The sequence below is a fragment of the Bacillus sp. FJAT-29814 genome (assembly GCF_001510715.1).
Lineage (GTDB): Bacteria > Bacillota > Bacilli > Bacillales > Cytobacillaceae > Neobacillus.
Genome location: NZ_LMTJ01000004.1, coordinates 332051 through 350521, shown reverse-complemented (window position 1 = coordinate 350521; position 18471 = coordinate 332051). Strand labels below are relative to the sequence as shown.

At 43.7% G+C, this 18471-nt stretch carries 15 protein-coding genes; 12 read left to right on the top strand and 3 right to left on the bottom strand.

The features are described from left to right. The first annotated feature begins 127 nt into the window (after window positions 1-127). From AR334_RS11970 to AR334_RS11915, 12 genes are all read left to right on the top strand, one after another. Window positions 128-772, top strand: a complete 645-nt coding sequence (locus AR334_RS11970; protein ID WP_066310513.1) for a bifunctional 4-hydroxy-2-oxoglutarate aldolase/2-dehydro-3-deoxy-phosphogluconate aldolase — start codon at window positions 128-130, stop codon at window positions 770-772. 1 nt (window position 773) lies between these two features. After that, entirely contained in the window at window positions 774-1790 is a 1017-nt protein-coding gene (locus AR334_RS11965; protein ID WP_367576358.1) for a PfkB family carbohydrate kinase, read from the top strand. A gap of 38 nt (window positions 1791-1828) precedes the next feature. Beyond that, complete coding sequence (gene kduI, locus AR334_RS11960; protein WP_066310510.1) at window positions 1829-2659, top strand: 5-dehydro-4-deoxy-D-glucuronate isomerase; 831 nt, start codon at window positions 1829-1831, stop codon at window positions 2657-2659. Between the two features lie 39 nt (window positions 2660-2698). Beyond that, window positions 2699-3481 carry a 2-dehydro-3-deoxy-D-gluconate 5-dehydrogenase KduD gene (gene kduD, locus AR334_RS11955; protein WP_066310507.1) on the top strand — a complete coding sequence of 261 codons (783 nt, stop codon included), beginning with the start codon at window positions 2699-2701 and terminating at the stop codon, window positions 3479-3481. A gap of 81 nt (window positions 3482-3562) precedes the next feature. Further along, complete coding sequence (locus tag AR334_RS11950; protein WP_066310504.1) at window positions 3563-4408, top strand: sugar phosphate isomerase/epimerase; 846 nt, start codon at window positions 3563-3565, stop codon at window positions 4406-4408. 80 nt (window positions 4409-4488) lie between these two features. Continuing rightward, window positions 4489-5913, top strand: a complete 1425-nt coding sequence (uxaC, locus tag AR334_RS11945) for a glucuronate isomerase (protein WP_066310501.1) — start codon at window positions 4489-4491, stop codon at window positions 5911-5913. Window positions 5914-6001: 88 nt separating this feature from the next. Further along, window positions 6002-7009, top strand: a complete 1008-nt coding sequence (locus tag AR334_RS11940; protein ID WP_066310499.1) for a LacI family DNA-binding transcriptional regulator — start codon at window positions 6002-6004, stop codon at window positions 7007-7009. Between the two features lie 72 nt (window positions 7010-7081). Beyond that, window positions 7082-8551, top strand: coding sequence for a tagaturonate reductase (locus tag AR334_RS11935; protein ID WP_066310494.1), 1470 nt, complete (start codon window positions 7082-7084; stop codon window positions 8549-8551). A 14-nt stretch (window positions 8552-8565) separates the two neighbouring features. Next, window positions 8566-10053: a UxaA family hydrolase gene (locus AR334_RS11930; protein ID WP_066310491.1), complete on the top strand. Its 1488-nt coding sequence runs from the start codon at window positions 8566-8568 to the stop codon at window positions 10051-10053. Window positions 10054-10138: 85 nt separating this feature from the next. Further along, on the top strand, window positions 10139-11497 hold the full coding sequence (locus tag AR334_RS11925; protein WP_066310489.1) for a glycoside hydrolase family 28 protein: 1359 nt from the start codon (window positions 10139-10141) through the stop codon (window positions 11495-11497). 86 nt (window positions 11498-11583) lie between these two features. Continuing rightward, a complete protein-coding gene (locus AR334_RS11920; protein WP_066310484.1) occupies window positions 11584-12978 on the top strand; it encodes an MATE family efflux transporter in 1395 nt (464 codons plus the stop codon). Window positions 12979-13181: 203 nt separating this feature from the next. Then, the gene (locus AR334_RS11915; protein ID WP_066310483.1) at window positions 13182-16337 is read left to right on the top strand and encodes a fibronectin type III domain-containing protein; all 3156 of its coding nucleotides are present in this window, start codon (window positions 13182-13184) and stop codon (window positions 16335-16337) included. Between the two features lie 61 nt (window positions 16338-16398). On the opposite strand, the gene AR334_RS11910 is transcribed toward AR334_RS11915, so the two are convergent. From AR334_RS11910 to AR334_RS11900, 3 genes are read right to left on the bottom strand one after another with little or no spacing between them, the layout of a single operon-like run. Next, window positions 16399-17175 carry an ABC transporter permease gene (locus tag AR334_RS11910; protein WP_066310480.1) on the bottom strand — a complete coding sequence of 259 codons (777 nt, stop codon included), beginning with the start codon at window positions 17173-17175 and terminating at the stop codon, window positions 16399-16401. Continuing rightward, window positions 17172-18077, bottom strand: a complete 906-nt coding sequence (locus AR334_RS11905; RefSeq protein ID WP_066310471.1) for an ABC transporter ATP-binding protein — start codon at window positions 18075-18077, stop codon at window positions 17172-17174. Before AR334_RS11905 ends, AR334_RS11910 begins: the two co-directional genes overlap by 4 nt. Window positions 18078-18107: 30 nt before the next feature. Continuing rightward, window positions 18108-18305: a PLD nuclease N-terminal domain-containing protein gene (locus AR334_RS11900; RefSeq protein WP_066310466.1), complete on the bottom strand. Its 198-nt coding sequence runs from the start codon at window positions 18303-18305 to the stop codon at window positions 18108-18110. Window positions 18306-18471 lie beyond the last annotated feature (166 nt).

Below are 18471 nucleotides of genomic sequence, written 5' to 3'. Positions count from 1 at the left end.
AATAGTTAAATTTTTAAGGGCTTTTTAGGATTGGTGGATATTCGTATATTCCATTATATATAATTGACTTGTAAATACAATAAAAAATTATTTCAATATAAGAAATTCATTCTGGTTGGTGATCCAATTGAAGAAATTGATAACCCTTTCAAAACTCCTTGATTGTGGCGTGGTTGCCGTTGTTAGAGCGGACACCAAGGAAGAAGCAATAAAAATCTCGGACGCCTGCGTAAAAGGCGGCATCACTGGGATTGAAGTGACGTTTACTGTGAAAGATGCCGATCTAGTCATCAAAGAACTATCTTCCTATTACGAAAATAACGATGTCGTCATCGGTGCAGGAACGGTCCTTGATGCAGCGACTGCAAGAATTGCGATATTGGCCGGTGCCCAATATATTGTCAGTCCGAGCTTTGATGAGGAAACTGCCAAACTATGCAATCTTTATCAAATCCCTTATATGCCCGGCTGCATGACCATTACCGAAATGAAGCAGGCATTAACTGCAGGAGTAGACATCATAAAACTTTTCCCTGGAAGTGCTTTCGGCCCTGATTTTGTAAAGGCGGTTAAGGCGCCGCTGCCACAGGTTAATATTATGCCTACTGGCGGTGTCAACCTTGAAAATGTGGAGAAATGGATTAAAAATGGCTGCGTTGCTGTCGGAGTTGGCGGAAATCTGGTGGAGCCGGCGAAAACTGGCGATTACAACAAGATTACTGAAATAGCACAACAATATATAAATAAAGTCCAAGCAGCCAGAGGGAAATAAGATGATGAAAAAAGTAGTAACTTTCGGAGAAATCCTGCTTAGGCTGTCAACCAATATTGGCGAGCGGCTAAGCCGGGCAGGTCAAATCAATATGCACTATGGCGGTGCAGAAGCAAATGTCGCCATGTCACTGGCGCTGTTTGGCCATGAAGTTCATTTTGTCAGCAAAGTTCCTAATAACGTGCTAGGGATGGCGGCAGAAAATCATTTGAAATCCTATGGGGTTTATACCGATTATTTATTAAGAGGCGGTGACCGCCTTGGTACCTACTATGTAGAAACAGGAGTGGGTCCAAGAAGTGCTCAAGTCACCTATGACCGTAAATACTCTAGTGTTTCACTGCTTGAGTCGGCAGAACTCGATTGGGACCAAATTTTTAAAGATGTTGCACTCTTTCATGTAACCGGTATCACGGCAGCCCTATCGCCAAATATGCGTGAAGTCGTCTTGTACTCCCTGCAAAAAGCGAAAGAACATGGAGTGGCCATAAGCTTTGACTTTAACTATCGGGCCAAGCTGTGGAGCCAGCAGGAAGCGGCGGCGGCAATCCATTTATTCCTGCCATATGTCGATATCTGTTCCTGTGGTGAGCTGGATGCGATTTATCTATTGGGAATCAAGAGGGCACCTGAAGCTTTGAACCCTGACGAAAAACTGGCTTATTATTACCAAAAAGTAACCGATCTTTATCCAAATATCCAATATATCAGTTCTACTTTCCGTGGTGTCGTTTCTGCCTCGACAAATACACTGCAGGGGAATTTCTATAAAGACGGTATTCTGTATCAATCGAAGGTTTATCAGGTTGACAATATTGTTGACCGTGTCGGTGGCGGGGATGCCTTTGCCGCAGGAGTCCTGCATGGAATCTTGACAGGCATGGCCCCCGATGAGCTGATCAGCTTTGCAACCGCTGCCTCTGTGTTAAAGCATACAGTCTATGGGGACTGCAATATTTTTACAGCAAATGAAATTCTTTCATTTGCCAATAATGTGCATGGGAAAATTATTAGATAACTAGATTAGTAAACAATTAGTCAAGGAGGATGTCCATTATGGAAACACGTTATGCAAACCATCCCGATGAAATTAAACGTTATACAACAGATGAATTAAGGAAGCATTTCCTTGTAGAAACACTTTTCGAACCTGGAAAGGTGCATTTAACCTATACACATGTCGACAGGATGATCTTTGGCGGCGTTACACCTGCCGAGGGAGAATTAACAATCAAGCTGGATAAGCAATTGGGAGTTTCTTATTTTCTTGAGCGTCGTGAGTTAGGGATTATTAATATTGGTGGAGACGGTTCCGTTATTCTTGATGGTGTCGAATATGACATGCAGCGCCGTGACGGCCTATATGTCGGCAGAGGCACAAAAGAGGTGCTGTTCCGTTCTAATGATGCTGCCAACCCAGCTAAGTTCTATATCAATTCCACTCCGGCCCATCACACCTATCCAACGGTGAAAATTGACATCAATAATATCAAACCGCTGGAGGCCGGGGAGCCGGGAACATTAAATGTCAGGAAAATTTACCAATATGTTCATCCAAATGTGTGCGAAAGCTGCCAACTGCAAATGGGCTTGACCATGCTTGCACCAGGAAGTGTCTGGAACACAATGCCTTGCCATACACATGAGCGCCGCATGGAAGTGTATTTGTATTTTGATATGGAACCAGAAACGCGCGTGTTCCACTTTATGGGACAGCCAAATGAAACAAGACATTTGGTCATGAAAAATGAGCAGGCTGCCATTTCACCTAGCTGGTCCATTCATACAGGAACTGCTACCAGCAACTATACCTTCATTTGGGGCATGTGCGGCGAAAACATCACGTACGATGACATGGACCATGTCAAGATGGAAGAATTACGTTAATTCTTAAAAGATAAATAGATTTTTGGGAGGCTAATTCAGATGACAACACAGTTGGACAACTTTTCATTGGATTTCTTCGCATTAACTAATAAAGTGGCAATTGTCACAGGAGGCAATAAAGGAATCGGCCAAGGGTTAGCTGTGGCGCTCGCCAAAGCAGGTGCCGACCTGTTTATCGTCACGCATGGCCGCGACTGGGATGAAACCCGCGAGCTGATTGAAAAAGAAGGCCGCCGCGCCGAATTTTTCCAAGCAGATTTATCCAAGCGTGAGGTGATTGGCGACTTGGTGGCTGCCTGCAAACAGGCTTACGGTCGGATTGATATTCTTGTTAACAATGCCGGGACCATCCGCCGCGCACCGCTGCTTGAATATAAGCAGGAAGATTGGGATGCGGTGATGGATTTGAATCTAAACTCCGTTTATTTCCTCAGTCAGGAAGTGGCGAAGGTCATGGTGGAGCAAAAGAGCGGAAAAATCATCAACATTGCCTCCATGCTGTCTTTCCAGGGCGGGAAATTCGTTCCGCCATACACGGCGAGCAAGCATGCGGTAGCGGGCCTGACCAGAGCGTTTGCCAATGAACTGGCTCAGTACGGTGTCCAGATTAATGCGATTGCTCCGGGATATGTGGAAACGGCCAACACAGCCCCGATACGGGAAGATCAGGAACGGAAGAAGGAAATTACCGCACGCATCCCGGCAGGCCGTTGGGCAACCCCGACTGATTTAATGGGAGTGGTTGTGTTTCTGGCAAGCAGGGCATCCGACTATATGAATGGACACATCCTTGCCGTTGACGGAGGCTGGCTGGCCAGATAAGCAGTGGAAAGGATAAGCCGTACTGCATCCGGATTTGGTACGGCTTATTTTTAACAAACATATATTTGATGGAGGAATCGTATGAAAGCGAATATTGGAATTAGGGCCCATGATATTCCTCATCTGCCATTGGAAAAATTAACGAAGGAAATCGCAGGCTTTGGTCTGTCGAGCGTGCAGCTGGCTTTGGCTAAGTCATTTCCCGACCTTCATACGGGAGCAGGAAGCTTAACTCCAGGGCTTGCCCGCCATATCGGGGACGCCTTCCACAAAGAGAACCTGCACATTGCCGTATTGGGCTGCTATATTAATATGATTCATCCAGATCGATCGGAAAGACGGAAAGCGTTGGAGCGGTTTAAAGAACATATTCGTTATGCCCGTGATTTTGGCTGCAGCATTGTCGGAACGGAAACCGGAAATGTCTATCCCGAGATTGTTTATACTGAAGATAATTTTACGGAGCAGGCTTACCAGGAAGTGGTCGAGAGTGTCCGTGAAATTGTCAACGAGGCGGAGAAATTTGGGGTGATTGTCGGAATTGAAGGCGGAATTAACCATCCGATTCATACACCACAGCGGATGAGGCGGCTGCTCGATGATATTCCGTCCAATAACCTTCAAGTGATTTTTGACCCGGCGAATTTTTTAACGCCTGAAAATTATCTGCATCAGGAACAGGTTTTCGAAGAGGCGTTTGAGCTGTTCGGAAATCGAATCGCCATCGTTCATGCCAAAGATTTTATCATTGACAATCATTGGATCAAAATGGTCCCTGTCGGTACCGGGTTGTTAAACTATCAAGCCGTCTTTAAATATATCAAGCAGCAAAAACCGTACATTACTATTTTATTAGAAAGTACGAGGGAACCACATATTAATGACAGTATTGAGTACCTTCAGAAAAAGTTTGAAGAGGCACGTTAACATATTTTTTTAATGTGAATTGTTAACGTGAACATTTTATGAAATTTATCCCTAAAATATCGAAAGCTGGTGCTTTACTAATGAAGAAGTTCATGGATGAGAATTTCCTTTTGAACAATGAAACGGCCATCCGTCTTTACCACGATTACGCAAAGGATATGCCGATTATCGACTATCATTGCCACTTAAGTCCAAAAGAGATCTATGAAAACAAAACCTTCAAAAATATCACCGAGATCTGGTTATATGGCGACCATTATAAATGGCGGGCGATGCGGGCTAATGGCATTGATGAAGAATATATAACAGGCAGTGCCGATGACTATGATAAATTCCTGGCGTGGGCAAGAACGGTCCCGATGACAATCGGAAATCCTTTATATAACTGGACACACTTGGAGCTGCAGCGTTTCTTCGGAATTGATGACATTTTGAACGAAAATAGCGCACCGCAAATTTGGGAGAAAGTCAATGCGTCTCTGAACAGTGAAGGCTTTGGAGCAAGAGATTTAATTAAGAAATCAAACGTGGAAGTCGTTTGCACAACCGATGATCCGATCGACAATCTGGAATATCACTTAAAATTAAAGCAAGATGGCGATTTTGATGTTCAAGTATTGCCAAGTTTCCGTCCGGATAAGGGCCTTGAAATCAATCGTGACGGCTACCGTGAATGGGTACAGAAGCTGCAAGAGGTATCAGGCATGGAAATCACAGCTTATGAGCAGTTTTTGCAAGCGCTTGAAGCACGGGTCCGTTTCTTCCATTCAGTGGGCGGCAGAGTGTCTGACCATGCCATCGATACGATGATGTTTGCCGAAACAACGAAAGAAGAAGCTGCGGCTATTTTTGCTGAAGCCCTAAAGGGTAATAAGGTATCCCTTGAAGACGAGAAAAAGTACAAAACCTATACACTGAAATTCCTTGGCGGCTTATATTCCGAATTGGGATGGGCGATGCAGCTGCATATAAATGCACTGCGCAATAACAACACCAGAAGGTTTAAGCAACTTGGTCCGGACACAGGATATGACTCGATTAATGATGATCAAATTGCCAAACCGCTTGTCAGGTTACTAGATGGAATTGAAGAGGAAAGCGGCCTGCCCAGAACCATTATTTATTCATTGAACCCAAGTGACAATACTGTGATTGCAGCGGTGATCGGTTCGTTCCAGGGCAACGGCATTCCGGGGAAAATCCAGTTTGGTACGGCATGGTGGTTTAACGATAATAAATCCGGCATGCTCGAGCAAATGCAAGCTCTCTCCAACCTTGGATTGTTCACCCGCTTTATCGGAATGCTGACAGATTCGCGGAGTTTCCTGTCTTATACAAGACATGAATACTTCAGAAGACTCGTTTGCTCGTTAATTGGCGAATGGGTGGAAAACGGAGAAGTGCCGAATGATCTTGACTTTTTGGGCAAAGTGGTTCAGGGCATTTCCTATCACAATGCAAAAGAGTACTTTCAGTTTCAAGAAAAGGAACTGGCTGTCCATTAAAGAGCAGAGAGCGGCTGAGGGGCTATGAAGTTCTATTTTTCCCATTATGGTAAAATAATTGGAAAGCTACTAGATAAAGGGTGAAAACATGGTTACGATTAAAGACATTGCCAAAATCGCAAATGTTTCCCATACAACCGTGTCACGGGCATTGAATGACAGCCCGCTGATTAAACCGGGGACAAAAAAGAAGATCCTTGAGATAGCCTCTCAGCTTAACTATACACCGAATTATAATGCCAAAAGCCTGGTGACCCAACGGTCTTATACAATAGGGCTGTTTCTGACAAGTATTACCCACGGTACATCATCAAGCTTTTTTGTTGAAACCGTCAAAGGGGTTAATCAAATTATTAACCAGGACTATAACTTGTTTGTCAGAGGAATTGATGACATTCGGGATTATTCAACGATTCACAACAAACGGTTCGATGGCATTATTTTAATGAGTCAAAGTGAAGAGGATAATGACTTTATTGCCTACCTTAAAGAAAAACAGATTCCTTGTGTCGTATTAAACCGCGATATAGGCGACCCGTCGATCATCAATATTCTCTCCAATGATCGGGAAGGATCCACGCAGGCCGTCAAGCATGTGCTGCAAAAAGGTCATCGCAATATTGGGCTAGTGGAAGGGATTACTGGATTTAAATCATCGATGGAGCGGAGAGAAGGATACTTAAAAGCCCTGATTGATTCTAATATACCGATTAAAACTGAATACATCATTCAAGGTAATTATGATATGGAAAGCGGATATCGGGCGATGGAACGACTGCTTTCACTTGATCAGCCGCCGACAGCGGTTTTTTGCTCCAATGACGACATGGCCATTGGCGCGATCAATGCGGCGTTCGCGCGCGGCGTCAATGTACCGGACGATATTTCTATTGTCGGCTTTGACGACATTGAATTTGCCCGTTACACGAATCCATCGCTTACTACTGTCAAAAGACCAATTGAAAAAATCAGTACCTTAGGAGCCAACAAAATTTTGCAGATGATGAGCTCAGACGACCCTAGTGAAACGAACGGCGAAAAAATCTTTGTTGAAACGGAACTGGTGATCCGAAAGTCTGTTAAACCATTATTGTAAAAATACTGCTGGTCAATTGACTGGCACACATCATTTTGTTAACGTGTGCATAACATTTTGGAGGGATTAGATATGGAAAAATTAACGAGAAATTTAGTCAAAGATGCCCCACGCTTTCCGGAAAAAGTGCTGCAATTTGGGGAAGGAAATTTCCTGAGGGCATTTGTGGATTGGCAAATTGATGTTTTAAACAAGGAAGCTGATTTTAATGGCAGTGTTGTTGTTGTCCAGCCGCTCGGCCAAGGCATGGTTGAAAAGCTAAATGAGCAGGATGGACTTTACACGCTCTTCCTGCAAGGAATGAAAGACGGAAAAGCCGTCCGGGAGCATACCGCTATTACCAGCATTAGCCGGGGCTTAAATCTTTTTACTCAGTACGACCAGTACTTGGAGCTGGCCGCCAATCCAGAACTAAGGTTTATTTTTTCCAATACAACAGAAGCCGGTATTGCCTTCGATGAAAACGACCGTCTGGAGGACCGCCCGCAAAGCAGCTACCCAGGAAAATTGGCAGCATTCCTCTATCAACGGTATCAAGTTTTTAACGGGGATAAGGAAAAAGGCTTTATTATCGTTCCGTGTGAGCTGATCGACCGCAATGGTGAAAAGCTAAAGCAAATTGTCCTTCAATACGCCGAATTGTGGAATCTTGGTGAAGAGTTTGTTCAATGGCTTGAAGAAGCAAACACGTTCTGCTGTAGCCTGGTTGATCGGATTGTCCCTGGCTTCCCGCGGGATAACATTGATGAAATTACTGCTGAACTTGGCTATAAAGATGATCTTGTCGTTGTCGGCGAGCAGTTTCATTTATGGGTAATCGAAGGACCACAATGGATTCGCGAAGAGTTTCCAGCCCATAAAGCAGGGCTAAACACCCTATTTGTAGATGATATGACTCCTTACAGGACAAGAAAGGTTCGGATCCTAAACGGTGCCCATACCGCGATGACGCCTGTATCTTACTTATATGGTTTGGATACTGTGGCCCAAGCTGTTGACCATGAAGTGGTGGGAGAGTTTATCAAGGAATTGGTTTACGAGGAAATTATTCCAACACTGGACCTGCCTCTAGATGAATTAAACTCCTTTGCCGATGCAGTAGTAGAAAGATTTAGAAATCCGTTCATTCAACACTTTTTAATGAGCATTTCTTTAAACTCGATGTCCAAATTCAAAACAAGAGACTTGCCATCCCTGCTTGAGTACATCAACCGCAAACAAGAATTGCCAAGAAAGCTTGTGTTCTCGCTGGCAGCATTAATCGCCTTTTATAAAGGTAAGCGTGGCGATGAGGATATTAAACTTGCGGATGACCAGGATATTCTTGAATTATTTGCTGAGCAATGGAGCAAGTACGATGGAACGAATGCCAGTGTTGAAGCCATTGTAAAGAACGTATTGGGATACAAGAAAAATTGGGAGACTGATTTAAACGAAATATCGGGATTAACGGCAGCTGTTACGAACGATCTTTTTGAAATTTTGACTAAGGGCATGCAACAAGCGGTGAAAGCTGTTTTAGGGCAAAAAACTGCGAACTAGGGGAGAGAAGGACCATGTTGGACTTTACACAAATTAATGATACTGACAATGTCGTTGTTGCACTGAAGGATTTACCGGCTGGCCATGTCATTACGGTAAAAGAGAAATCGATTGAACTAAAGCAGGATGTAGCCAAAGGCCATAAGATAGCGCTTAGGCCAATTGCGGTCAATGAATATGTCATCAAATATGGCTATCCAATCGGCCATGCTATTACGGAAATATCCGCTGGGGAACATGTTCATACCCATAATACGAAAACAAATTTAGATGGAATCAAAGAGTACCAATTTAATCAAAAACTTAATTCCAACCCATATAAACTGGAAAACTTAACCTTCGAGGGCTATCGCCGGAAAAACGGCGAGGTCGGTATCCGCAATGAGCTTTGGATTGTGCCGACAGTGGGCTGTGTCAATGGCATGGCCGAGCGCATGCTTAAGCTGTTTGAAAAGGAAGTTGGCGATATCACTCCGTTTGAAAGCGTCCTTGTACTGAAGCATAATCTTGGCTGCTCCCAATTAGGAGATGACCATGAGAATACCCGCAAAATTTTGCGTGACGCTGTCCATCATCCGAATGCCGGCGGCGTTCTGGTAATGGGGCTTGGCTGCGAGAACAATAATCTGTATGAGTTCAAGGAAAGCTTGGGTGAATATGACGAAGAGCGCGTAAAGTTTCTTGTTTCTCAAGAAGTGACCAATGAAATTGAAGCAGGGGTCGAGCTTTTAAAAGAAATCTATGAAGCTGCAAAACATGATAAGCGTGAAACAGTGCCATTATCAGAATTAAAAGTTGGTTTAAAATGTGGCGGTTCTGACGGCTTCTCAGGAATTACTGCCAACCCGCTACTGGGCAGATTCTCTGATTTCCTTGTCGCTCAAGGCGGAACAACCGTTTTAACGGAAGTGCCGGAAATGTTTGGTGCTGAAACGATTCTTATGGAGCGGGCAGCCAATAATGAAATCTTTGAAAAAACGGTTCATTTAATTAATGACTTCAAGGAATACTTCATTGAAAACAAACAGCCTGTTTATGAAAATCCATCGCCAGGGAACAAAGCCGGCGGGATTACTACATTAGAAGATAAATCGCTTGGCTGTACACAAAAAGCAGGCACCTCCACGGTAACCGATGTTCTTAAATACGGTGACCGCCTGCAGGAAAAAGGGCTTAACCTACTAAGTGCTCCTGGTAACGATTTGATCGCCTCTTCCGCGTTGGCAGCGGCAGGCTGTCAATTGGTGCTGTTTACAACAGGCCGCGGAACGCCATTCGGGTCATTCGTGCCAACCATGAAGATTTCAACCAATACGCCGCTGTATGAGACAAAACCGCATTGGATTGACTTTAATGCCGGAGTATTGCTTGAGAAGGAGTCCGAGTTTGTTTTACGAGAGTTTATTGATTATATCATCAAAGTTGCAAGCGGTGAACTTGTCAATAACGAGAAAAATGACTTTAGGGAGATTGCGATTTTTAAAACCGGAGTCACCCTATAGGCTTATAGCTGACGGGCAGTAATGCTGCTGCCCGTTAAACCAGTACGTAGTTAGGAAGGGAAAATCATAAACCGGGAGGAAAACCATGGAACTGACTGCAGCCTCCAGCCTCTATAATATTAGGGATTTTGGAGCCATAAATGACGGAAAGACCTTGAATACTTCAGCCATATCAAAAGCGATTGATACCTGCTCAGCGCAAGGCGGCGGTACTGTATATGTACCCTCAGGCACTTTTCTTACAGGGGCGATTATTTTAAAAAGTAATATCAATCTCTATTTGGACGCAGGTGCCACTCTAATGTTCAGTAACGAGGTGACGGAATATCCTGTTGTGGAATCACGCTGGGAAGGTGTGAAACGGCAGGTTTATGCCTCCTGTGTTTATGCGGAAAATGCAGAAAATGTTTCTGTAACCGGGCGCGGTACATTGGACGGAAACGGCCAATTTTGGTGGGATTTGTATTGGCAGGAGAAAAATGAATATCCAAGACCAAAGCTGGTAAGCTTTGACGGTTGCAAACATGTTCTTATTTCTGGTGTGAAAATGGTCAACTCGCCTAGCTGGACGGTCAATCCGATTTGCTGTGAAGATGTCACAATTGATGGTATCAGCATAGTGAATCCGGCCGATTCTCCAAATACGGATGGCATTGACCCGGAATCTTGCCAAAACATCCGAATTTCCAACTGCCATATCGATGTTGGCGATGATTGCATTGCCATCAAAGCAGGTACAGAGGATACTGCCGAACGGGTTCCGTGTGAGAATATAACGATTACTAATTGTACGATGATCCACGGCCATGGCGGTGTTGTGTTTGGCAGTGAGATGAGCGGGGATATCCGTAATGTAACAGTCAGCAATTGTGTGTTTGAAGGAACCGACCGAGGCATCCGCTTTAAGTCAAGACGCGGCCGCGGCGGGGTTATTGAGGATGTCCGGGTGACCAATATTGTGATGAAGAGCGTTATTTGCCCGTTTATTGCCAACCTCTATTATTATTGGGGACCACGTGGAAATGACAAATATGTTTGGGATAAAAATCCTTACCCGATTACAGAGGAAACACCTGCATTCCGCCGAATTCATTTTTCCAATATTACTGCTCGTGAAGTGAGTGCAGCTGCCGGATTTTTATACGGATTGGCTGAAAGGTATGTCGAGGATATTACGTTTGACCGGGTATCCGTTCATATGGCTGATGATGCCGAACCGGGACTGCCAGCGATGATGGCAGAGCTTGAACCGATGAAACAGCGAGGATTTTTCTGTAGTAATGTTAGGGATATCGTGTTTAATCAAGTAACGATTTCTAATCATGAAGGCCCTGCATTCATCGTCGAAAATGGAGAGGATATTGAGATTACTGGCTGCCGGGCCAAGCATGCCCGCACGAGTGACCCATTGGTTGTTTTCAAAAATGCGGTTGTTTCAAAATAGTTCTGGTTTCGCAATTTGTGAGATTATTAGTAACTTGTAGGTAAGCTGTTGTAGTCGAATATAAAATTTATAAAGAAGTGTGTTCAGTGGAAAATTTTAAAATGAAACTGACGAGGAAGACGGTTCCGCTGCTTGATAAATATTTATCCGGGGAAACAATTCATTTCAAAGAAATGATTGCCATTATGATTCCCATCATCGTTGACCAGGCTTTTCTTGTTCTGATGAGCTTTTTAAACACGGCGATGGTGAGTTCGGCCGGTGTTGCTGCAGTCAGTGCCGTTAGTATGGTAGATTCCTTAAATATTTTCCTCGTTAATGTGTTTATCGCTGTAGCCACTGGCGGCACCGTGATCGTGGCCCAATATACGGGGGCCGGGAACATGAAGATGGCGAGCAAAACAGCAATACAGGCTATTTCTGCTGTATTGCTATTTTCAGTCCTGATTGGCGCACTTGTCATTGTTTTTCACACCCAAGCCTTACAGATTCTGTTTGGCAAAGCGGATGAGGACGTCTTCCGTAATGCGAAACTCTATCTAATCGGCAGTTGCCTGTCCTACCCATTCATGGGAATCTTTCAAGCGGTATGCGGCGCACTGCGCGGAATTGGCGATACGAAACCTACTTTAAAATTATCGATCATTTTGAATCTGACGAACACAGCTTTAAATGTATTGTTCATCCTGATTTTAAAAATGGGTGTTCTGGGTCTGGTGATTTCGATTCTTCTTTCCAGAATCGTTGGTATGGCGGCTTCTTTGATTTATATCATAAAGTACAATGAGACAATCCACTTTCAATTTAAGAAGGCTTTGCAAATTGATTTTTCGATTATAAAAAAAATCATGTTTATCGGCCTTCCGTTTGCCGCGGAACAGATGTTTTTCAGCGGCGGGAAACTGTTAACCCAGACATTTATTGTTCAATTGGGGACGTTCGCATTGACGTCCTATGCCATCGGCAATTCTTTCATTCTACTATTTCAGATTGGGCCTAATGCCTTGACCATCGCAGCGATCACCATTGTGGGCCAATGCATCGGGCACAGAAATATCGCTGATGCCAGGAAATTCACCAAATCAATGGCGGGGCTTTCCTCGCTCCTGTTTATCGTTTTCGGTGCAATTATTGTTCCGTTATATCCGTTATTGATAAAAATGTTCAGCCCGCCCGATGAAATTGCCAGGACCGTGTTCATACTTGTGCTAATTTCAGCATTTGCTCAGCCGATTTTGTGGCCGCATAGTTTCATCATGCCATCGGCGTTGCGCGCTGCGGGAGATTCAACCTTTACCTCGGTTGCCTCGCTGCTGTCGATGTGGCTTGTGCGGGTTGTTCTCGGCTATATTTTGGGAATTACTCTTGGATTTGGCATCATCGGCATTTGGACGGCGATGGTGATTGAATGGGGTGTCCGCGGACTGATTTTCTCGTGGAGATTTAAAGGGAAGACTTGGTATACTCATAAACTGGTTTAATATTAAAAAGTATAAATTTTAAAAAGAGAGGGCTTTCCAGCTGCTAATAACCTGACTATCTGGAAAGCCCCACAGCCAATTCTTTCGGCATTTTGCAAAATGATTTTAAAAATGAAAACGTTAACAATTATAAAGGAGGTGGTGTGGCAAAATAAAAAACTGGTTTGGCCGTAGGACCTAAAAAAATTAAGGTGGGATAAGAGTTGAAGAAATGGATTAAGGTTGTAGCACTAGTTCTTGTCTTCTTTATGGCAACTGGCAATTTCGGAGTGGTTTCGTTTGCGAATGCAGCATCCTCCGGCTCGGTTGCAGCTCCTGTAAATCTGCAGGTTCCGAGATTAGCTTATGATGAAAACAGCATTACATTAGTTTGGGAAAAGCCTAAAGAGTATAGTAATATTGCAGATTTCAATATTTATATGGATGGCGAAAAAATTGGCAGTGCACTAAAGGATAACAGCGGTCCTGCCAAAGCTTATATTGATAATTTTTATAAAAATATTGATAAAGACAATTTCCATACAAAAATTTTAATTCACAATTTCAAGGTCAAGAATTTAAAACCGGATACATCCTATGAATTTTACGTAACCTCGGTAACCGCGGCCGGGGTAGAATCTCAACCTTCCAATAAAATAACGGCAAAAACGACAATGGAGCCAGAGGTGTTTAACATTGTCGATTTTGGAGCAAAAGCTGATGATAATGTAAAAGATACGGAAGCAATTCAAGCTGCCATCGATGCGGCCACAGCTGGCTCCAAAGTGTTAATCCCTGAAGGCAAATTTATTTCAGGAGAAATTTGGCTTAAATCGGATATGACATTGCAAGTGGACGGCCATTTGCAGGCGTCATTAGATGCTAATGATTATAGCGGAAATTTCTGGGTATATGATTATTCGACCGATGAGCGTTCCTATTCATTAATCAATGCCCATACATATGATTATGGCAGTCTTAAAAATATTAGGATTGTTGGAAAAGGGATTATTGATGGTAACGGATGGAAAGAAGACCCTGCAAACAAGACAATTGACGAGTTAGGAAATCAACTTCCACGTTTACTAGCAGGCAGCAACTCTTTAGTAACAGGTGGAGTAAAAGTTGAAAATGGGCAGATGAGCCCATTAAACCTCGCTTCTGATAAAACATATGGAATTTTGGGAGCAATCCAATCCTATGCCTCCCAGCAGAAAGGCATGAATGCCAAGTCCGCCTATTCCACTCGTTCCAATTTGATTACGGTGCGCGGTGTGGATGGTATGTACTATGAAGGGATCACGCAACTGAATCCTGCCTTCCACGGCATTGTCAATCTTCATAGTAAAAACATTGTTGTAAATGGTACGGTCGCTACTACTTACGATGGAAATAATGCTGACGGATTTGAATTTGGCGACTCGCAAAATATAATGGTTTTCAACAACTTCGTTGATACTGGTGATGACGCGATTAACTTTGCTGCGGGTATGGGACAGGCTGCCGCTGGCGAGGAGCCAACAGGAAAAGCGTGGATTTTTGACAACTATATACGAGAAGGCCATGGCGGTGTTGTAACAGGAAGCCATACCGGAAGTTGGTTCCAGGATTTTGTCGTTGAGGATAACATCATGTATAAAACGGATGTTGGCTTACGGGCTAAAACAAACACACCAATGGGCGGCGGAGCAAAAAATGTCCTTTTTAGAGACAATGCCTTAGAAGGTATTGATGGGGATGCCCCATTTGTATTTACATCAGATTATAGTGACCCAAATGCGGCCATTTCGTATGAACCGGCAAAGGAAATTTCCCATTTTAAAGATATGGAAATCAAAAATGTCACTGTTCGCAATCAAGGTGGCAGCAAAAAGCAAGCAATATTGGTAAAAGGCAATAGTGATGTAGGGGAAGTTTACCACGAAAATATTACTTTTACGAATGTAAAATTTGATAATGTATTTTCAGCAAACCTGAATTACGCAAAAGATTTCAAATTTAACAATGTTGTCTTTACGAATGTTAAAGATAACAGCGGAGATCCTTGGAGAATCACAAATTCGACTGGTATTCAGTTTGAAGGCACGACAACTTCTAGCGTTGTATCCGAGGATGCAGCCCAGAAACCAATTTGGCCTGTCGGTTCCAGCGTCCAAGCACAATCCTCCGATGATGGAAAAAGTATAACATTAACATGGGATCCAGCCTTGGATAATAAGGGTGTAAAAGGCTACACAGTCTATAAAAATGGTGAAAAAGTCAGTTCTGATTATACGACGACAACAGGAGAAACAACTTTTACTGTAACTGGATTAACGCCGGCAACCGAATATACCTTTAAAGTCGAGGCTGCGGATGAAACAGGAAACCGTACTTCCAATGGGCCTGAACTGAAAGTGAAAACTTTGGGTGAAGCAGATACAACAGCGCCGGTTCTTCCGCAGAATACACAAATTAAACAAGCAACAACCACGATTCCAGCCAGTGATACTTTCAGTGGCAAGAGCGTTGAAATTGTCTATCCGGGATTTACCTGGGGGTCTGTCACCTGGGAGGCAGCAAGTGATGAGACAGGCATTGCGGGATATAATGTGTATGCAAACGGAAAATTAAATGGATTCGCCACAACAAACAAATATACGTTAACACAGCTAGAACCTGGTACAAAGTATCAAGTTACTGTGGAGGCCGTAGACATTGCAGGCAATATAGCACCATACAGCAGTTCTGTAGAAATTCAGACGCAAGTTCCATATCCTATTGGGGCACCATCATTTAAAGGTGATTTAACAGCCGAGGTTGGAAATGATGGAACTAGTGTAATTCTTTCCTGGAATAAAGCGACTGCAATTAATCAAGACGTAATTGGTTACCGGATTTATGTAAATGGACAGCCGATTATGCCGGATGGCACTAAATTTACACCAATAAATGATTCAATGACAACTAAGGATACTACCTATACTGTGACTGGATTAGAAAAAGGCAAAGCCTATACCTTTAAAGTTGAAGCAGTCGGACAAGGAACTAAATATACAATCAGGGAAAGACTTTCCGATGTTATTCCTAATGGCCTTCAAGAATTGAAAAGCTATAGATGGAGCGGTTTTGGTCCAAGCGCCACAGTTTCACTAGTGAATAAAGAGGACATTCCGAATAAACCAGAAGGTGAACAACCAGAAGCAAAACCGACAGATGCTAATAATGGCAAGGATGTGACCGCGCCAGCAAAGAATGCTATCGACAACAGCAAACAATCGTCAAACGGGGAACATTTGCCTAATACAGCAGGACAAGCCTACAATATTCTGCTAGTCGGCTCGATTATTTTGATTATTGGAGCTGCTATCTTATACATGAATAAAAGAAAAAGGGCATAATCAGTTTGTTTGAAGAAAATGATTCGCTCAGGGTAATCCCTGAGCGAATTTTTTATGGGTGTTATTTTATTTTTCGAAAGCTAGCCCGAGAAGCCGCCAGGTAAAGGAGGATGAATACCAGCACCACGGTCACCGTCAGCGGAAGGTAAAGCGGACCTTCCACTTTTCCGTTTGTAAAAGATTCTGAAGCGGCACTAGTCAGCATAGCCGGGCTCCATTCCATCCATTTTTCTAGAAGCGATGTTAGCAGGGAGAGGATTATGCTTAATAATAGGGCAAATGCGGCTACCAGCCCGCTGCTTTTCAATTGACTGCTCAGAAAAACAGTAACCGTGACGATAAATAAAATCCAGTAGAAATAAAGGCCTGTTCCTTGAATCAGTTTTACAAATGCAAAGTCGCCAATCAATAGATTCGTATAATACCAGGCAGCCAGCATACCAAGGAAGACCGCCATGAGACTAAGGAGAATCGCACTCAGCCATTTAGCCGTAATATAGGACATATAGTGTACTGGCTTTACCAGAATCGCTTTGATCATGCCGCTTCTCCGTTCCGTAGACACAATACCCATAAAGGCGAGAACAAGGATGAGGATGCCCATCTGGTTAAGCTGGCCGAGGGTTTGGGCGAGCACTTCGCCGCTTGATGGCAGCGGGATTTTTATAACGGCCCCTTTCGGCAGGTTGGTGGCATTTTTCATGATTTCTGGCATGTAGTAGCTTGTCACCGGCTGCATGAGTCCCAATAACATGAAGGTGAGCGGAATCCAGATTATTTTATAATTGCGGGTCATTTCCATCCATTCTTTGCGAAATAATACGAACCACTTGCTCATTTCCCCACCACCTTCATGAATAAGTCTTCAAGCGATGTTTGCCCGACAGTAAATTCCGTTACTGGCAGTTTTTTCGCAGCCATTTCCGCGATTAGCGCATTTCTTGCCTGTGATACATCGTTCACGAAGATCGTAACCGTGCCTTTCACGGCATCGATTTTAGAGACGACATCCCACGTTCCAATGGTCCGGGACCATGCCTCTAAATCTTCATCGGCGGAAATAATGATCACGTCCTGCTGGTGGTTGCGGCGCAGTTCCTGAAGCGATCCGGTGATGGCGAGTTCACCCTTGTTGATCATAATCACATCGTCGCAAACCTCTTCGGCGTCATGGAGAATATGGGTTGAGAACAGAATGGTCATTTTTTCCTTCAGCATTTTCATCATCTCGAGAATTTCTCGGCGTCCTACTGGGTCGAGCGCAGAGACCGGTTCATCCAGCATCAGTAGCTTTGGCTCATGAATCAGGGCTTGGGCAATTCCGAGACGCTGCTTCATACCACCGGAAAAGCCGCCAATTTTGCGTTTTTTGGCATCGGCAATTCCCACAAGCTCTAGGAGTTCATCGGCTCGCTTGATTACCGCTGTTTTGGACATTCCCGAAAGCTCGCCCATAAAGATGAGGAATTCAAGGGCATTCATCCATGGAAAAAACACCGGTTGCTGCGGCAAATAGCCGATATGAGCCCGATAATCGGCTTGTTCAGTTCCGAGAAAGGCAATCCTTCCGCTAGTTGGCGCAAGCAGACCGGCAAGCATCTCCAGTGTCGTCGTCTTTCCTGCTCCATTCGGACCCAGCAGCGCGACGCAGCGGCCTGCTTCAATTGAAAACGATAAGTCGTTAACGGCTGTTAGCTTGCCGAACGACTTGGTTAATGAGGTTACTTCCATGATCTTCATCTTTTTAACCTCCCCCTTTACAAAATGTGGTTATGTCTGTTTTTTGCCCAGGATGAAATACAAAATCGGCCCAAGGATATTAATGAAAAGGATGATGAGCACCCACATCCATTTTGGTCCGTTTGTCTGTTCAGCTTTCGAAAGGTCAATTAACGCGACAATAATCAAGATTAGCTGAATGACAAGTAACGGGGCTATCAATGCCCAGCTAAGATTAGATAATTGCATTCCGGTTTCCTCCTTTTCTATAAAAAAAAATCGCCCAAACAATCATAAACAATTTATGATGTAAGAGCGTTAAAAGCTTCAAGTTATTCTAGTTTTATTATACACCTTCCGTTTGCAAGAGAAAGTTATTTTGGGAGTTCCACGTGAAACAAAAAAACAGGGATGA